This window comes from Amycolatopsis sp. NPDC051758 (genome assembly GCF_044453095.1).
Lineage (GTDB): Bacteria > Actinomycetota > Actinomycetes > Mycobacteriales > Pseudonocardiaceae > Amycolatopsis.
Map to the genome: position 1 here is coordinate 191,766 of NZ_JBITCJ010000006.1, position 17,034 is coordinate 208,799.

Sequence of the window (17,034 nt, forward strand, 5' to 3'; positions counted from 1 at the left end):
ATCAGCCTTCGTAAGCGTTGAGGGGCGGGCAGGAGCACACGAGGTTACGGTCACCGCGGGCGCCGTCGATGCGCCGCACCGGCGGCCAGTACTTGTTCTTCCGCGAAACACCCGCCGGGTACACCGCCAGCTCGCGGTCGTAGGGCTTGTCCCACTCCCCGACCAGCGTCTCGGCGGTGTGCGGCGCCCCGCGCAGCGGCGACTCCTCGGCGCTCCAGCGGCCGGCCGCGACCTCGTCGATCTCGGCACGGATGGCGATCATCGCGGCGATGAACCGGTCGATCTCACCCAGGTCCTCGGACTCGGTCGGCTCGACCATCAGCGTGCCGGCGACCGGGAACGACATGGTCGGCGCGTGGAAGCCGTAGTCGATGAGCCGCTTCGCGACGTCGTCGACCGTCACGCCGGTCTCCTTGGTGAGCTGCCGCAGGTCGAGGATGCACTCGTGCGCGACCAGGCCGTCCTGGCCGGTGTAGAGCACCGGGTAGTGCGGCGCCAGGCGCGAAGCGACGTAGTTCGCGGCCAGGACAGCGACCTTCGTGGCCGCGGTCAGGCCGGGCGCGCCCATCATGCGGACGTAGGCCCACGAGATCGGCAGGATCGACGCCGAGCCGTACGGCGCGCCGCTGATCGGGCCGACGCCGGTCGCCGGGCCGGCCTGGTCCAGCAGCGGGTGGTTGGGCAGGTACGGCGCCAGGTGCGCGCGCACCGCGACCGGGCCGACGCCGGGGCCGCCACCGCCGTGCGGGATGCAGAAGGTCTTGTGCAGGTTCAGGTGCGAGACGTCGCCGCCGAACTCGCCCGGCTTGGCCAGGCCGAGCAGGGCGTTGAGGTTCGCGCCGTCGACGTACACCTGGCCGCCGCCGTCGTGGACGATCTTCGCGAGCTCATCGATGGAGTGCTCGTAGACGCCGTGCGTGGACGGGTAGGTGACCATGATCGCGGCGAGCGTGTCGCGGTGGGTGTCCACCTTGGACCGCAGGTCGGCCAGGTCGACGTTGCCCTCGTCGGTGCACTTCACAACGACCACGCGCATCCCGGCGAGCACCGCGGACGCGGCGTTGGTGCCGTGCGCGGACGACGGGATCAGGCAGACGTCGCGAGCCTCGTCGCCGTTCGCGCGGTGGTACGCGCGAATCGCGAGGAGCCCGGCCAGCTCACCCTGGCTGCCCGCGTTCGGCTGCAGCGACACCTTGTCGTAGCCGGTGACCTCGGCCAGCCAGTCCGCGAGCTGCCCCACGAGCGTGTGGTAACCCTCGGCGTCTTCGGCCGGCGCGAACGGGTGGATGCCGGCGAACTCGCGCCAGCTGATCGGCTCCATCTCGGTGGTGGCGTTGAGCTTCATCGTGCAGGAGCCGAGCGGGATCATGCCGCGGTCGAGCGCGTAGTCCTGGTCGGACAGGCGGCGCAGGTAGCGCAGCATCGCCGTCTCGGAGCGGTGGCTGCCGAAGACCTCGTGGCCCATGAAGCCGCTCTCGCGGGCCAGGCCGTTGGGCAGCGCGACGCCGTCCTGGACGTCTTCTTCGATCCCGAACGCCTTCAGGACCTTCGCGGCGATCGCCGGCGTGCTGACCTCGTCGAAGGCGACCCGCACGTGGTCGGCGTCGACGTGACCGAGGTTGATCCCGGCTTCGCGGGCGGCGGCGTGGACCTCGGCGGCCTGGCCGGGGACGCGCGCGACAACCGTGTCGAAGAAGGACTCGTGCACAACCTCGACGCCGGTCTTACGGAGAGTGTCGGCGAGGCCCGCGGCCAGGCCGTGGACACGCTGGGCGATCCGCTTGAGGCCGTCCGGGCCGTGGTAGACCGCGTACATCGCGGCCAGCACGGCGGGCAGGACCTGCGCGGTGCAGATGTTGGACGTCGCCTTCTCGCGACGGATGTGCTGTTCACGGGTCTGCAGCGCCAGCCGATAGGCCGGGTTGCCGTCGGCGTCGACCGAGACGCCGACCAGCCGCCCGGGCAGCGACCGCTCGAGGCCGGAACGGACCGACATGTACCCGGCGTGCGGGCCGCCGTAACCGAGCGGGACGCCGAAGCGCTGCGTCGAACCGGCGGCGACGTCGGCGCCGAACTCGCCGGGCGCGGTGATCAGCGTCAGCGAAAGCAGGTCGGCGGCGACGGTGAACAGCGCGCCCGAGGCCTTCGCCGACTCGGAAATCGCGTGGTAGAAGCCGCGGCCGCGCAGCACGCCGGAAGCGCCCGGGTACTGGACGACCACACCGAAGAAGTCGTCCGGCAGGCCGGTGAGCAGGTCGCGGACCTCAACCTCGATGCCCAGCGCCTCGACGCGGGTCCGCACGACGGCGATCGTCTGCGGCAGGCATTCGGCGTCCAGCACAACCTTGTTCGACTTGGACTTCGACGCGCGGCGCATCAGCGTGACGGCCTCGGCGACGGCGGTCGACTCGTCCAGCAGGGACGCGTTCGCGGTGGCCAGGCCGGTCAGGTCGGCGACCATGGTCTGGAAGTTGAGGAGCGCTTCGAGGCGGCCCTGGGAGATTTCCGGCTGGTAGGGCGTGTACGCGGTGTACCAGGCCGGGTTCTCGAGGACGTTGCGGCGGATCACGCCGGGGGTGACGGTGTCGGAGTAGCCGAGCCCGATCATCTGCGTCATCGGCCGGTTGCGCGCGGCGAGGGCGCGCAGCTCCGCGGTGGCGTCCTCTTCGGACGCGGCGGGCGGAAGCCGCAGGTCACGGGTGGCGCGGATGGCGGTCGGCACGGCCGCGCCGACGAGGGCGTCCAGGCTGCCGTAACCGCACTCGGCCAGCATCTTCGCGCGTTCGGCCTCGGACGGGCCGATGTGGCGGGCGTCGAACTGCGTAGAAGTGATCGGGAGCTCCTCAGGCCGGGCGCACAAGGGTGCGCTGGGAACTCCCCCTCTGTCATGGCACCTGAGAGTTTCACCGTGTGCGACACGGCTTTCACCTTGGGTGAGGCGCGGGTGCGCCTGCTTTCCAGAGTGGCCTCGCGCGAAGCGGTAGCAGGTACCTGAGAGATTCCGGGGAGTTTGCTCCTTCGGTGCCCCACCACGTTCGTGAGGGCTCTCCCGCCTCGGCTCGACGGCCCGATCTGCAGTTGTGGCGGTTACGGTACCTGCCGCCTTCGAGGTCCGTCTACTTCACACGAGTTACGCCACATCACGCCTCGACCGGAGCCCGAACCCGGCGCACGACCTGGCCGGCCAGCGCGGGCGGCCGCCGCACCCGGCCGGACGGGAGGACCAGCCGGGTGAGCGGGCCGCCGAGCGGCACCGGCGGGTGCCCCGCGCCGAGCAGGACGTGCTCGACCACCTGCTCGGCGAACCACGCCACGGCGTCGTTCAGGCGGTCGAGGGACGGGCGGTCGCCGTCGAACACGTCGGCGTCGTCGAGCGTCACTTCGAAGTACGCGCAGCCCGGCGGGATCCCGGCCTCGACCGCCGCCTCGATGGCGCGCGCCCCCTCCTCGGGGTCGGCGAACCCGGCTTCGAGCAGCGGCTCGCGGTAGATCCGGGCCGCGCGGGCGCGCATGCGGGGGCCGTAGCGGACGACGACCGGGAGCCGTCCGGTCAGGTCGGGCACGGCCAGGCCGTGCAGCAGCATGATCGGCGGCACCGCGTGCACCAGCCGCGGCGCGGGCTCGGCCAGCTCCCGTGCGGTGATCCGGACGCGGTCGGCCATCGTGTCGGGCAGGCCGAAGTAGCGGAAGTCGACGTTGCCGAACCCGAGGCCGTCCGCGACCAGCGACGCCAGCAGCTCGCCGTAACCCCAGATCGGCGACAGCACGACGACCGGCGGCGCGGCGACGATCGGTGACGGCGCGGGCGGCCGGGTCGCCTCCTGCTCGGGCACCTGGATCACCAGCCGCGGCGGCTGGTGCCAGTCGTGCACCTCGGCGACCCGCCAGTAGAGCCCGAGCGGCCGCCAGAGGTCCCCGAGGACCTCGTGCTCGAGGATCCGGCGCACCTCGGCGTCGTCGTGGGGGAAGTCCCGCGGCGGCACGACCCCGACGTAGTGGTGGTAGGTGACGCGGACCTCGTCACCGCGGGTGGCGGAGCGGATCCGCATCTCCCAGTCGATCGGTGACGCCGCGATGGTGTTGGCCACCTGCGTGCCGGGTGAGGAGTAGACGAGCGCCGTGGCCTGCCGCAGGAACTGCCCGGCCTCGGTGATGCCGTCCCGCAGCGCCCTCGCGGCCTGCGCGACGTGCACCGGGCTGGCGAGGCTGCCGGGCAGCACCCCGGCGACCCGCAGCAGCTCGGCTTCCCCGAGCCCGGTGACCTCGGCGAGCTGCGCCCAGTGGTCGAAGACGGTCACCTTCGGCGCGTGCCGGTGCTCGATCCAGCTGCGCAGCGTCGAGGTCGGCACCCCGATGCGTCTCGCGGCCTCGTCGAGCGAGAGCCCCTTCGCCCGGATGCCGGCCCGGACCGCTTCCGCCCACTCGTCGGCGCGCCAGTGCGTCACCTCACAAAGCTAACGCAGCAGAGACCCGATCTTCGCCGGGTAACTACGCCCGGCGGAAGCTTCTGGTTCGCAGCCTCGTGGTCCCTGGGGGCTGCCGCCGCGATCGCGGCCGCGGTCATCGTCGCCCTCGCCGTGGACCGGCAGACAGGGCCCAGCAGATCCGCGCCCGACTACGAGGCCGTGGTCCGAGACACCGCGTCGATCGTTTTCCCCGGGAGCGTGGCATCGCCGGAGCAGGTGCAGGAACTCCTTCCCAGTTCCAAGCGATCCACCGATGTCGCTTGTGACAACCTCGCCGCCATGCCACGAAGCGAAGTCGTCCAGTACACCGCCGTGTCGCTCGGCGACCGGGCGAAGGCCGACATGCTGGTCGCTTCGATGGAACGGAACGTCTGCACCCGCAGGTAAGCGCGCCAGTGCGTCACCTCACAAAGCTAACGAAACCCGCTAGTTTTGCGCAGGGACAAATCGCCCACACCACGTCGACGCTGGTGACCATGACCACCACCGTGATCGCCCTCGTCCTGATCGTCGGCACGCTGACCTTCGCCGCCGGCGCCTTCCTCGCCGCCGAGATCGCCACTCGCATCCTGCGGCGGCGCGAACGGCAGATCTCCGAAGAGCGCAAGACGCTCAACGCGGCCTGGAAGTACCTGCGGGAGGTGTACGGCGTGCGGAAACCCGGGGAGAAGACGCGCCGTTAGAGCGGCGTCACGTAGGCGCCGGAGATGCCGCCGTCGACCAGGAACTGGGACGCCGTGATGAAGCTGGCGTCGTCGCTGGCCAGGAACGCCACCGCGGCCGCGATCTCCTCGGGCTCGGCGAAGCGGCCGACCGGCACGTGCACCAGCCGCCGCGCCGCGCGTTCCGGGTCCTTCGCGAACAGCTCCTTGAGCAGCGGGGTGTTCACCGGGCCCGGGCACAGCGCGTTGACGCGGATGTTCTCCCGCGCGAACTGGATGCCCAGCTCGCGGCTCATCGCGAGCACCCCGCCCTTCGACGCGGTGTAGGAGATCTGCGACGTCGCCGCGCCCATCACCGCGACGAACGACGCCGTGTTGATGATCGAACCCTTGCCCTGGCGCTGCATGTGCGGCAGGACGGCCTTGCAGCAGTGGTACACCGACGTCAGGTTGACCCGCTGGACCCGCTCCCACGCGTCGATGCCGGTGGTGAGGATCGAGTCGTCCTCCGGGGGTGAGATGCCGGCGTTGTTGAACGCGACGTCGACCGAGCCGAACTGCTCGACGGTGGTGTGGAACAGGCTCTCCACCTGCTCGGCGTCGGTGACGTCGGTCTGGACGAACGCGCCACCGATCTCGTCGGCGGCGGCCTTGCCCTCGACCGGCGTCAGGTCCGCGATGACGACCTTCGCGCCTTCGCTCGCCAGGCGGCGCGCCGAAGCGAGCCCGATGCCGCTCGCGCCGCCGGTGATCACCGCGACGCGGCCTTCGAAACGCTGGACCATTACTCCTCCGTGCTCAGAAAGACGTTCTTGGTTTCGGTGAACGCCGCCGCGGCGTCGGGGCCCAGCTCGCGGCCGAGGCCGGACTGCTTGAAGCCGCCGAACGGCGTCCAGTAGCGCACCGAAGAGTGCGAGTTGACCGACAGGTTGCCGGCTTCGACACCCCGCGCCACCCGCCACGCGCGGCCGGCGTCGCGGGTCCAGATCGAGCCGGACAGGCCGTACTCGGTCGCATTGGCCATCCGGAGCGCGTCGGCCTCCTCGGCGAACGGCACCACGGCGACAACCGGGCCGAAGACCTCGTCCGCCACGGCCGGGTGCCGCAGGTCGGGCGGGGTGAGGACGGTCGGCGGGAACCAGAAGCCGGACCCGGTGGGCGCGGTGCCGCGGAACGCGACGGGCGCGTCGTCCGGCACGTACGACGCGACCTTTTCGCGGTGCGCGGCGGAGATCAGCGGGCCCATCTCGGTCTTCTCGTCGCCGGGGTCGCCGACAACAACGCCGTGCACCGCGGGTTCGAGCAGCTCCATGAAGCGGTCGTACGCGCTCGCCTGCACCAGGATCAGCGAGCGCGCGCAGCAGTCCTGGCCCGCGTTGTCGAAGACGCCGTAGGGCGCGGTCGCCGCGGCCTTCTCCAGGTCGGCGTCGGCGAAGACGATGTTCGCGTTCTTGCCGCCCAGCTCCAGCGTCACGCGCTTCACCTGGGCCGCGCAGCCGGCCATGATCTGCTTGCCGACCTCGGTGGAGCCGGTGAAGACGACCTTGCGCACCCCCGGGTGGTCCACGAACCGTTGCCCGACAACGGATCCCTTGCCGGGCAGCACCTGGAAGACGTCTTCGGGGATGCCGGCCTCGCGGGCCAGCTCGCCGAGCCGGATCGCGGTCAGCGGCGTCAGCTCGGCGGGCTTGAGGACGACGGTGTTGCCGGCGGCGAGCGCGGGCGCGAAGCCCCAGCCCGCGATCGGCATCGGGAAGTTCCACGGCACGATCACGCCCACCACGCCCAGCGGTTCGTGGAAAGTGACGTTGACCCCGCCGGGCACCGGGATCTGCTGGCCGATCAGGCGTTCCGGCGCGGCGGAGTAGTAGTTGAGGACGTCGCGGACGTTGCCCGCCTCCCAGCGGGCGTTGCCGATGGTGTGCCCGGAGTTCTCGACCTCGAGCCGCGCGAGGTGCTCGATGTCGGCCTCGACGGCGTCGGCGAAGCGGCGCAGCAGCCGCGCGCGGTCGCCGGGGGTGACGTCGCGCCACGCCGGGAACGCCGCCTGGGCGCGGGCGATCGCCGCGTCGGTCTCCTCGGCGCTGGTCAGCGGGACGGTCCGCACGACCTCCTCGGTGGCGGGGTTCAGGACGTCGAACGTCGTCATCGCCTCTCCTTGCTCGCTTCGACGAGGGCCTGGAACAGCCGGACGTCGTCGGTGTCCTGCTCGGGGTGCCACTGGACGCCGAGCAGGAAGCCCTCACCCGGCGCTTCGGCGGCCTCGATCGAGCCGTCGGCCGACCAGCCGACCGGGTCCAGGCCGTCGCCGAGCCGGTCGATCGCCTGGTGGTGGTAACAAAGCGTCTTGGTTTCCGAGCCGAGGATCCCGGCGGCGCGGCTGCCGTCGGCCAGGGTGACGATGCCCTGGCCGAACGTCGCGGGCGCGGGCTGGTGCTCGGTGGACTCCCGGGCCTCGGGCAGGTGCTGGACCAGGGTGCCGCCGAGGGCGACGCTGATCACCTGCAGGCCGCGGCACACGCCGAGGACGGGCTTGCCCGCCTTCCGCGCCGCTTCGAACAGGCCGAACTCGAAGGCGTCGCGGTTCGGCCTGGTGTAGGTCGTGGGGTGCTGCTCCTGGCCGTAGCGCTCGGGTTCGACATCGGCGCCGCCCGTGAGCACCAGCCCGTCCACAGTGGACATGAGCCGGTCGTACGCGTCGCTGACCGGCGGAAGCAGCACCGGGATGCCGCCCGCGGCGACAACGCAGTCGACGTAGACCCGGTGCAGCAGTGCGGCTTCCGTCTCCCAGACGAGGAACTTGGCGGGCTCGAGGTAGGTGGTCAGCCCGATGACGGGCCTAGAGTCGTTCGAAGCCACGAACTCGCTCCCAGTCGGTGACGGCGGCGTTGTAGGCGTCCACCTCGATCTTCGCCGCGTTCAGGTAGTGCTCGACAACGTCCTCGCCGAACGCTTCGCGCGCCAGCTCACTGCCGGCGAGCGCCGCGGCGGCTTCGGGCAGCGTGGTCGGCACCGTGTCCCGGCCGGAGTGGTAGGCGTTGCCGGTGAAGGGTTCTTCCAGCTCCAGCTCGTTCTCGATTCCGTGCAGGCCGGCGGCGATCAGCGCGGCGACGGCGAGGTACGGGTTGACGTCCCCACCTGGCACGCGGTTCTCGACGCGGAGCGACTCGCCGTGGCCGACAACGCGCAACGCGCAGGTGCGGTTGTCGGTGCCCCACGCGATCGCGGTCGGCGCGAAGCTACCGGGGACGAACCGCTTGTAGGAGTTGATGTTGGGCGCGAGGAAGTACGTCAGCTCGTGCAGGGCGGCCAGCTGGCCCGCGAGGAAGTGCTCCATCAGCTTCGAGAAGCCGTGCTCGCTGTCCCCCGCCAGGACCGCGCGGCCTTCGGTGGAGCGCAGGCTGATGTGGATGTGGCAGGAGTTGCCCTCGCGCTCGTTGTACTTCGCCATGAAGGTGAGGCTCTTGCCCTCCTGCGCGGCGATCTCCTTGGCGCCGTTCTTGTAGACGCTGTGGTTGTCGCAGGTGCTCAGCGCGTCCGTGTAGCGGAAGGCGATCTCCTGCTGGCCGGGGTTGCACTCCCCCTTGGCGGACTCCGGGTAGAGGCCGGCGCCGGCCATGTCGTTGCGGATGCGGCGCAGCAGCGGCTCGAGCCGCGCGGTGCCGAGCATGGAGTAGTCGACGTTGTACTGGTTGGCGGGCTTGAGACCGTGGTAGCGCTTGTCCCAGGCGGCTTCGTAGGTGTCGTCGAAGACGATGAACTCGAGCTCGGTCCCGACGTAGGCGGCGAGCCCGCGCTCGGCGAGGCGCTCGAGCTGCCGGCGCAGGATCTGGCGCGGCGACACCGACACCGGCCCGCCCTGCACGCGCTCGACGTCGGCCAGCACCAGCGCGGTGCCCTCCTGCCAGGGGATCTCCCGCAGCGTCTCGAAGTCGGGACGCAGCACGAAGTCGCCGTAGCCGCTGTCCCAGGAGGAGAGCGCGTAGCCGTCGACGGTGTTCATGTCGACGTCCACGGCCAGGAGATAGTTGCACGCCTCGGTGGCGTGCCCGACGACCTCGTCCAGGAAGTACTCCGCCGAGCAGCGCTTGCCCTGGAGCCTGCCCTGCATGTCCGTGATCGCGACGAGCACGGTGTCGATCGAGCCCGCGTCCACGCGCGCCCGGAGCTCGTCGAGCGTGAGCAAACCTCGCCTGCGTGCCATCTGCCGCCCCAAAGGTTTGATGCGAATCCTTTGCCGGTCCTTCCTACCCGGTGACCCCGCGCGGGTCAACCGGAACAAAGGTATTTTCTTGAACCATTGGATCGGCGGCCGGTATGGGCCGTTTGCCCGGCTGAGAAGAGTCTGTGAATTCGGCGCGAAGGGAGGAATCCGGGGTACTCCCACGTTGTACGGGGCAGGAGAGGTGAGATCGATGACCACAGCATTCACGCAGACCACGATCGGACAGCAGCAGGCCCGGCCCCAGCTGCCGACCCTGCCCACCGGCTGGCCGATCGGCACGTACGAGTCCTACGAGCAGGCACAGCGCGCGGTCGACCACCTCGCGGGCACGGACTTCCCGGTCACCGACGTCACCATCGTGGGCGTGGAGCCGATGCTCGTCGAGCGGATCGCGGGCAAGATGTCGTGGGGCAAGGTCCTCGGCAGCGCGGCGACGTCCGGCGCGCTGTTCGGCCTGTTCCTCGGCCTGGTGCTCAGCCTGCTGAACCCCGGCGCGGGACTGGTGCCGATCGCGATCGGCCTCGTCGCCGGCCTCGGGTTCAACCTGCTGTTCGGCGCACTGGGCTACGCGGCGAACCGCAACAAGCGCGGGTTCATCTCGCAGAGCCAGCTGGTGGCGCGCCGCTACGACGTGCTGTCCCAGCCCCGCAACGCCGAGAAGGGCCGCGCCCTGCTCGCCGACCTCGCGGCGAGGAGCGCCTTCGGCCACTGACGCTGACTGACCACGAAGGCCGCCTCCGGGTTTCCGGAGGCGGCCTTCGTCATGTCCGGCGCCGGTTTGCGAGCGCCCCAATGTGGCCTTCGGTGCGTCTTGCGCACCCAAGGCGGCCTTCGGTGCGTCAGACGCAACCAAGGCCGCCTTGGGGCGCTTGCCCGGGCTGTGGACAACCCGCGCGAAGGACGCCGGAAGACGCTGGAACTGTCGGTGGTCGCCGGTAGCGTGGAAAACGGGGGCTGCTCAGGTCCGGTGAGCTCCCGGCGAGCCAGCGGTTGCTCAGGTGCCTGAGGACACCGTCGGTGCGTCCGGGATCTCCGCCGGATCCGCCAGGCTCACCGGCCGGCCCTCGCGCAGCAGCTCACCCCAGCGTCCCCGGTCGTACCGCGCCGGTGGTGTCTCCGTCAGGAACTCCCGCAGGATCTCCAGGAACCGGCGCGGGTCCGACCGGTGCGGGAAGTGGCCCGCCCCCTCGAACAGCACCAGCCGGCTGCCCGGCATCGCCCGGTGCGCGCGCAGCGCGTGGCCGCTCGGCACCACCCGGTCGTCCGTTCCCCACACCAGCAGCGTCGGGATTCCCTCGGTCAGGTAACACCGGTCCAGCATGTTGACAACCTGGCCGCGCCAGTCGACCACCGAGCGCAGGGTGCGCAGGAACGCCGAGCGGGTGCTCGGCTCGAGCAGCCGGACGTACCGGGCCAGCACGTAGTCGAGGTCCTCGGACAGCCGCAGCAGCTCCGCGAACCCGCGCAGCGCCGACAGCGCCGGCCGCGAGCCGAGCAGCGGCAGCACCAGGCCCGCGCCCGGGGCGGCGGCCAGCCGGAGCAACGGGTGCACACTCGCCCCGACCCCGCCCGAGCCGACCAGGACGAGCCGCTCGCAGCGTTCCGGGAACTGGTAGGCGAACTGCATCGCGACACCGCCGCCGAGCGAATGCCCGACCACGGTGACCCGGTCGACGTCGAGCGTCGTGAGCAGGTCGCGCATGCCGCACGCGTACGCGGCGACCGAATAGTCCGCGCGGGGTTTGGCCGAAGCGCCGTGGCCGAGGAGGTCGGGCGCGATCACCGTGTACTCGCCCGCCAGCGAGGCGAGCAGGTCGAGCCACGTCGACGAGTCGTCGCCGATGCCGTGCAGGAACAGCAGGGCCGGCCCGCGCCCGCCCATCCGGTAGGCGCGCTCGTACCCGTGGACCACCCGGGTCCGCGGAGCGAAGGTGTCCGGCACCCGCCCAGCTCACCACGCCCACGTTTCGCGGACGTTCGGATCGGGTGAACGCCAGGAGCGGCCCCGACCTCCGCTCCTGGCGTTCGTTCCCCCGTTACTTCGTCGGTGTCGGCGAGGCCGGCGTCGACGAAGGAGTCGGCGTGCTGGACGAAGGGGAAGGCGGCGGAGCCGTCACCTTCGGGATCGCGGCGCTGAACGGCACCCCCGCGTTCTCGCGACAGGAGGAGCGATAACCGTTGTAGCCGTTGTAGTTGCCCTCGTCGTCGGTGACGCCCTGCTGGATCTGCGGCCGCGGGAAGCGGTTGTCCTCGCCGATCTTCTCCTTGGTGCCCGACGACCGTTCGCAGCCGTAGCGGGTCAGGGTGATCGGCCTGCCTTCCTCGTCATAGAGGTAGACCTCGGTCAGCGGCTTGCCCTCGGCGTCGAACGCGTAGACGTTCTCGATCTCGTGGTTGCCGTAGTTCAGCTGGTCGTTGCCGTAGCGGTCGGACGTCGGGTAGTACGACGTCGAGCCCTGGTAGGAGTTCCGGTTCGAGACGAGGTCGACGGCGGCGCCGAACCCGCCCAGCGCGCCGCCGATGACGAACGCCGAGACCGGCACGGCCACCCACAGCAGCCGCCGGTCGCCGCGCACCCGCGGGCCGGCCCACACGATCGCCGCGCCCGCGACGAGCAGGAACGGCAGCAGCAGCACCGCGTCCTTCTCCCGGAGCATGAGCAGCACCCCGAACCCGATCAGCGTGATCGCGCACAGGATCCACCACGCCGGCTTCAGCGAACCGAGGTACCGCAGCACCTTTCCGGTGTCCTCCTGCTCGCGCCCCTTGGCCAGCGCGCCCCGCAGCCACACCAGCTCGGGCAGCGACAGCACCGGCTCGACACCGCCGCGCAGCAGCAGCGCCAGGCTGATCAGGAACACCGGCAGGAACACCAGCAGCCCCAGGAGCACGTCGGCGTGGATGGTCACGGCGGCGCTGAACGCCAGCAGCGCCAGCCCCAGCGCGCAGACCACCAGGCCCCACAACGCGATCCGCGGTTTCACCAGACCGGGTGACGCGGGCTTCGTCATCACCTGCGTCGCGCCCTCCGCGGCCGGCGGGTAACCACCGGACGCGCGCAGCTCGGCGGCGTAGCTCTCCGGCGAGCCGAGCCGTTCGATCAGCGCCTCGACGCGGGCGCCCTCCCCCAGCTCGGCTTCCAGCTCCGCCAGGTGCGGCCGGACGTCCTCGAGGATCTCTTCGACTTCGCTCGCGGGCAGGTCGGCGAGCGCGGTGCGGACCCGCGCCAGATACACCCGCACGGCGGTCGGCTTCTCGCTCATGCTGCCTCTCCCAAAAGCACGTTCATCGTCGATGCGAAGCTCTGCCAGGTCTTTCCCGACTCCGCCAGGCGGAGCCGGCCCGGCTCGTTCAGGCTGTAGTACTTGCGGTGCGGCCCTTCCTCGCTCGGCACCACGTACGAGGTGAGCAGGCCGGCCTTGTAGAGCCTGCGCAACGTCCCGTACACCGACGCGTCCCCCACCTCGTCCAGGCCGGCGGCCCTGAGTCTTCGCAGTACGTCGTACCCGTAACCGTCTTCCCCGCGGAGCACCGCGAGCACGGCCAGATCGAGCACCCCTTTGAGCAGCTGACTGATCTCCACTGCACCCTCCAGTCTTACGCTTGGGAAGGTACCACGCATTGCACAGTAGTGCGCACGGCGAGGGCCCGAACGGGCGTGTCGGGCTTCCTTCAGGCGGTCGGGTCCACCGGGCGCTCGAAGAAGGATTCGAGGACGACGATCGTCTGCGTGCCGGTGACACCGTCGATCGCGAACAGCCGGCGCAGCGACGCCTGGAGCTCTTCGGTCGTCGGCGTCCGCACCTTGACCAGCAACGACGCCGGCCCCGCGATGACGTGGGCTTCGACCACCTCGGGCAGCGCTTCGAGGGCGGCGCGGACCGGCTCGTCACCCATCCAGGCGTTCGCCTCGATCATGACGAACGCCGCGACACCCCGGCCGACCGCCACCGGGTCGACGTCCACGGTGGTCCGCCGGATCACGTCCTGCTCGCGCAGCTTGCGCACCCGCTCGTGGGCCGCGCCGGCCGAGAGGCCGACGGCCTTGCCGAGCGCGGCGTACGCCTGCGTCGCGTCACGCTGCAGTTCCGAGAGCAGCATGCGGTCCACGTCATCCACGGCTTGACCATATCAGGTTCGGCAATCCATGCTATTTGCAGAATCTCATTAGGGGTGATGGCATGGATCGGCTCAAGACGGACTTCCAGGTGCTCGACGAGCGCTTCGCGCGTGTCAACGGCGACGAGTGGATGCAGCGCCTGCACACCGGCTGCCGCTGGACCGAAGGGCCGGCGTACTTCCCGGCCGGGCGCTACCTGGTGTTCAGCGATATCCCGAACGACCGCACGCTGCGCTGGGACGAGACCACCGGCCAGGTGGGGGTGTTCCGTCAGCCGTCCGGGTATTCGAACGGGCACACGGTCGACCGCGCCGGCCGGCTGGTCAGCTGCGAGCAGGGCCGCCGCCGGGTGACGCGCACCGAGCACGACGGCTCGATCACCGTGCTGGCGTCGGAGTTCCAGGGGAAGCGGCTCAACAGCCCCAACGACGTTGTCGAACACTCGGACGGGTCAATCTGGTTCACCGATCCGAGTTACGGCATCGACAGCGACTACGAGGGGTATCGCGCGGAGAGCGAGATCGGCGGATGTCACGTCTACCGCGTCTCGCCTTCCGACGGCTCGGTCACGATCGTGGCGGACGACTTCTCGCGGCCGAACGGGCTCGCGTTCTCGGCCGACGAGTCACTGCTCTACATCGCCGACACGCGCCAGGAACCCAGCCACATCCGCGTGTTCGGGGTCAGCTCGACGGGAACGCTGACTGGCGGCGAGATCTTCGCGACGTCCGACAGCGGCGGTTTTGACGGAGTCCGCGTCGACAACAACGGCCACGTCTGGGCGGCGGCGCACGACGGCCTGCACTGCTTCGCCCCGGACGGCACGCGGATCGGCAAGCTCCGGGTGCCGGAGATCTGCTCGAACTTCACCTTCGGCGGCGCCCGCGGGAACGAGCTGTTCATCACGGCTTCGAGCTCGCTGTACACGCTGAGGGTGACGGTGAACGGCGCCCGCTACCCACGCTGACCAGCGGCGCCGCAAGGTACCGGTCAGCTGACTGCCGCCGTGCGGACCCGGTCCAGCACCGCTCCGCGCTGCCACGCCCGGCTGACCCGGACCAGCCAAGCCGCCTCCGCGGTGACGTCGGCGTCGGCGTCCGCCTCGGCTTCGGGAAGGTGGCCGGGCGTGCCCTCCCCCGGCTCGAAGCGCCGCCCCTCGCGGCCGGCCTCGATGGCCGCGGCCAGGGTCACCGCCTCCACCGTGGGCGCTACGTCCGGTTCGCGGACTCCCGCGCGGCGTGCTTCGGCCTCCGCGCGCGCCGGGAGGTCCGGGTCGAAGTGGGCTCGCAGCGCGAGGTGGCCGTCGCGGATTTCGATGACCCGGCGGTACAGCGCGAACTCCGCACCGGCCGCCAGTTCGCGGCCCGGGTCGAGGGCGATGCCCGGCACGGCCGCGCGCAACGCCTTCCACAGCGGCTCGATGCGGCGGTAGGCACGATAAGCGCGGACCCGCCCGATCACCGACGACACCGACGGTGACCACGCGCTGAGCGTCGCGCCGGCCGCCACAAAACAGACGGTCGTCGCCGCGAGCACCGAAGACAGCAGATCTTCGCGGGCGCCGATCCGCGCCGACTGCGCGAGCCGGCGGACGTCGTCGATGTCCCAGAACGTCCACGCGAACGCCGCGCCCACGCCGACCACCAGCAGCCACAGCCCGGCGCGCAGCGGCCCCGGCTCGGCGTGCCACGCGCTGCGGGCGAACACCGCGATCAGCAGGCCGAGGCTGATCAGGCTGTAGAGCAGGAACACGGCCTTGTCGCCCAGGGCGAACGGCAGCGTGCCGGACGAAAACACCGTCTCGTCGCCGACGCGCTCCGGTTCGGACAGCGCGAAGCACACCGCGAGCAGCACCATCGCCGCCCCGGTGAACAGCGCGTGCGGCGCGAGCCGCGCGCCTTCGCCCCGCCACACCGACTGCGTGAAGGCGACGGCGAAGCCGATCGCGCCCAGCTTCAGCTCGTCGCCGGCCAAGGTCAGGACCCACTCGGCGACCGGCCCCGGGCCGACAAAGGCCTCCATCGCCGGTGTCAGCACCACGATGCCGCCGGCGATGCAGATCCCGAACCCGGCGAGGAACCACATCGTGCGCACCGGCTGGCTGTGGCGGGCCTCGATCAGCTTGTACCCGAACCCGGCGAACCCCACCACGCACAGGAAGTACGCCAGGGTCTCGATCACGGCGCGCGGCGGCGGGACCGGCCGCCGAACAGCGAGTCGAAGCGCTGCACGCCTTCCGGGACGTCGAGCGCCGGCTCGCGCGGCTCTTCCGGCCGCACGACGCGCTGGGCGAGCAGACTCGCGACGAGCTCGGCCTCCCGCTCCTGGACCTCCGTGTAGGTGGTGCGGCCGAGCACGCGCCGGACCAGCTCCGGCGAGAGGTTCGGCATGAGCTGCCGCCCGGCCGCGGCGTCGATCGCGACACCGTCGGCGCCGATGTCGGCCCCGGTGTGGCCGCAGACCAGGTGCCCGACCTCGTGCAGCAGGATGTGCCGCCGGTGCAGGGCGGTGGTGTTGGTCGGGTAGAGGATGTAGTCGGCGCGCTCGGTGCTCATGAGCAGCCCGCACGGCGCGCCTTCGGGTGCGCTGACCGGCATGAGCTCGATCGGGCGGCCGCGTCCGGCGGCCAGGCTCGCGACGAACTCCTCGGCGTCGAACGGCTCCGGCAGGCTGACCCCTTCGGCGACTTCGCGGGCACGCCGCCACAACGCATGGCCCGGACGGCGCGCGGAAAGCCGCTGCCAGAGTTCTGCCACCTCAGCCCTCCCTCGCCGCACCACCGCAGGACGGCCCCGGCCCGGCGCCCACCTCGGTCACCGTCGGCTCGCCGGGACGCCGCCACCCCGGCACGTCCCGGACCGGCGGATCACGTCCGCCGTTCGTGCCAGCCTAGAACGCCTCCGGCCGGCCGATCACGCCCACCAAGCCGATCTTCACCGCTCTGAAACGCTCCGGCCGGACTTCGCCACTTCTCGCCACCTGGAACGGCCCCGCCGCCCGTTCACGTCCGCCACGTCGAGCCGCCTCGGGAAGTCCCGCGGTCGCTTCAGGCCAGCCTAGAGCGAACCCGGCCTGGCCGCGTCCGCCACCTCGGCCTTCCTCAGCCGTCCTTCTTGGGCCCTCCGCGACCGGCTTCCCGCCGGGCGATCGCGTCGACCATGTCGCTGATCGTGTCGAGCCCGTCGGCCGACAGGGTCACCGCGCGCAGGGCCAGGTCACGGACCCCGGCGTCGCGCAGCGCACCGAGCAGGGCCAGCTCCTCGGCGATCTTCCTGCTCTGCTCGTCGTCGAAGAAGTACGCCGGCGGCACGCCGAAGAACTGCGCGAGCGCTTCCAGGTGCCGCTTGGTCGGGTTGTCCCGGCGTCCGGTGCGCAGCTGCCACAGGTAGGTCGTCGAGAAGCTCTCGCCCGTTGCCTCACGACAGGCCTTCGCGACCTCTTCGTTGCTGAACGGCTCCCGATCGGACCTCCGGACCACGTGGAACAGCCGGTCGATCTTGTCGGACAGCGTCGACTTTCCGGGCTCCTTGATCACGATGCACTCCCTCAGCTACCAGGCAC

General features: G+C 70.9%; 16 protein-coding genes and 1 riboswitch. Of the genes, 3 read left to right on the forward strand and 13 right to left on the reverse strand.

Going from position 1 to position 17,034, the window contains the following annotated elements; all coding sequences use genetic code 11:
• Position 1: 1 nt before the first annotated feature.
• Positions 2-2,833: an aminomethyl-transferring glycine dehydrogenase gene (gene gcvP / locus ACIA5G_RS28195; RefSeq protein ID WP_395929251.1), complete on the reverse strand. Its 2,832-nt coding sequence runs from the start codon at positions 2,831-2,833 to the stop codon at positions 2-4.
• Positions 2,834-2,872: 39 nt separating this feature from the next.
• Positions 2,873-2,971: riboswitch (glycine riboswitch) on the reverse strand.
• Between the two features lie 169 nt (positions 2,972-3,140).
• The gene (locus tag ACIA5G_RS28200) at positions 3,141-4,445 is read right to left on the reverse strand and encodes a helix-turn-helix domain-containing protein (RefSeq protein ID WP_395928415.1); all 1,305 of its coding nucleotides are present in this window, start codon (positions 4,443-4,445) and stop codon (positions 3,141-3,143) included.
• 497 nt (positions 4,446-4,942) lie between these two features.
• Here ACIA5G_RS28200 and ACIA5G_RS28205 point away from each other — a divergent pair, with 497 nt between their 5' ends.
• Complete coding sequence (locus ACIA5G_RS28205; RefSeq protein ID WP_395928417.1) at positions 4,943-5,149, forward strand: hypothetical protein; 207 nt, start codon at positions 4,943-4,945, stop codon at positions 5,147-5,149.
• On the opposite strand, the gene ACIA5G_RS28210 is transcribed toward ACIA5G_RS28205, so the two are convergent.
• The 4 genes from ACIA5G_RS28210 to ACIA5G_RS28225 are packed head-to-tail and all read right to left on the reverse strand — an operon-like array spanning position 5,146 to position 9,332.
• Positions 5,146-5,913, reverse strand: a complete 768-nt coding sequence (locus tag ACIA5G_RS28210; protein ID WP_395928419.1) for a 3-oxoacyl-ACP reductase — start codon at positions 5,911-5,913, stop codon at positions 5,146-5,148. The genes ACIA5G_RS28205 and ACIA5G_RS28210 overlap by 4 nt on opposite strands.
• On the reverse strand, positions 5,913-7,277 hold the full coding sequence (locus tag ACIA5G_RS28215) for an aldehyde dehydrogenase family protein (protein WP_395928421.1): 1,365 nt from the start codon (positions 7,275-7,277) through the stop codon (positions 5,913-5,915). Before ACIA5G_RS28215 ends, ACIA5G_RS28210 begins: the two co-directional genes overlap by 1 nt.
• Positions 7,274-7,987: a gamma-glutamyl-gamma-aminobutyrate hydrolase family protein gene (locus ACIA5G_RS28220; RefSeq protein ID WP_395928423.1), complete on the reverse strand. Its 714-nt coding sequence runs from the start codon at positions 7,985-7,987 to the stop codon at positions 7,274-7,276. The genes ACIA5G_RS28215 and ACIA5G_RS28220 overlap by 4 nt, the downstream gene beginning before the upstream one ends.
• On the reverse strand, positions 7,968-9,332 hold the full coding sequence (locus ACIA5G_RS28225) for a glutamine synthetase family protein (protein WP_395928425.1): 1,365 nt from the start codon (positions 9,330-9,332) through the stop codon (positions 7,968-7,970). Before ACIA5G_RS28225 ends, ACIA5G_RS28220 begins: the two co-directional genes overlap by 20 nt.
• Before the next feature lie 211 nt (positions 9,333-9,543).
• Between ACIA5G_RS28225 and ACIA5G_RS28230 the strand changes: the two genes are divergently transcribed.
• Positions 9,544-10,065, forward strand: coding sequence for a general stress protein (locus ACIA5G_RS28230; RefSeq protein WP_395928427.1), 522 nt, complete (start codon positions 9,544-9,546; stop codon positions 10,063-10,065).
• A gap of 282 nt (positions 10,066-10,347) precedes the next feature.
• Here the strand turns inward: ACIA5G_RS28230 and ACIA5G_RS28235 are convergent, their stop codons facing one another.
• The 4 genes from ACIA5G_RS28235 to ACIA5G_RS28250 all read right to left on the reverse strand — a co-directional run bounded on the left by ACIA5G_RS28235 (position 10,348) and on the right by ACIA5G_RS28250 (position 13,472).
• Positions 10,348-11,235, reverse strand: a complete 888-nt coding sequence (locus ACIA5G_RS28235; RefSeq protein ID WP_395929254.1) for an alpha/beta fold hydrolase — start codon at positions 11,233-11,235, stop codon at positions 10,348-10,350.
• Positions 11,236-11,389: 154 nt separating this feature from the next.
• Positions 11,390-12,616 (reverse strand): DUF1700 domain-containing protein, encoded by a 1,227-nt coding sequence (locus ACIA5G_RS28240; protein ID WP_395928429.1) that lies wholly within the window; start codon positions 12,614-12,616, stop codon positions 11,390-11,392.
• Positions 12,613-12,936, reverse strand: a complete 324-nt coding sequence (locus ACIA5G_RS28245; protein WP_395928431.1) for a PadR family transcriptional regulator — start codon at positions 12,934-12,936, stop codon at positions 12,613-12,615. The genes ACIA5G_RS28240 and ACIA5G_RS28245 overlap by 4 nt, the downstream gene beginning before the upstream one ends.
• Before the next feature lie 89 nt (positions 12,937-13,025).
• A complete protein-coding gene (locus ACIA5G_RS28250; protein WP_395928433.1) occupies positions 13,026-13,472 on the reverse strand; it encodes an Lrp/AsnC family transcriptional regulator in 447 nt (148 codons plus the stop codon).
• Positions 13,473-13,534: 62 nt separating this feature from the next.
• Here ACIA5G_RS28250 and ACIA5G_RS28255 point away from each other — a divergent pair, with 62 nt between their 5' ends.
• Positions 13,535-14,440: an SMP-30/gluconolactonase/LRE family protein gene (locus tag ACIA5G_RS28255; protein ID WP_395928435.1), complete on the forward strand. Its 906-nt coding sequence runs from the start codon at positions 13,535-13,537 to the stop codon at positions 14,438-14,440.
• A 23-nt stretch (positions 14,441-14,463) separates the two neighbouring features.
• Here the strand turns inward: ACIA5G_RS28255 and ACIA5G_RS28260 are convergent, their stop codons facing one another.
• The 3 genes from ACIA5G_RS28260 to ACIA5G_RS28270 all read right to left on the reverse strand — a co-directional run bounded on the left by ACIA5G_RS28260 (position 14,464) and on the right by ACIA5G_RS28270 (position 17,008).
• A complete protein-coding gene (locus ACIA5G_RS28260) occupies positions 14,464-15,654 on the reverse strand; it encodes an MAB_1171c family putative transporter (RefSeq protein ID WP_395928437.1) in 1,191 nt (396 codons plus the stop codon).
• Positions 15,651-16,181, reverse strand: coding sequence for a hypothetical protein (locus ACIA5G_RS28265; protein ID WP_395929257.1), 531 nt, complete (start codon positions 16,179-16,181; stop codon positions 15,651-15,653). The genes ACIA5G_RS28260 and ACIA5G_RS28265 overlap by 4 nt, the downstream gene beginning before the upstream one ends.
• Positions 16,182-16,573: 392 nt before the next feature.
• Positions 16,574-17,008 carry a helix-turn-helix domain-containing protein gene (locus tag ACIA5G_RS28270; RefSeq protein ID WP_395928439.1) on the reverse strand — a complete coding sequence of 145 codons (435 nt, stop codon included), beginning with the start codon at positions 17,006-17,008 and terminating at the stop codon, positions 16,574-16,576.
• Positions 17,009-17,034: the final 26 nt, after the last annotated feature.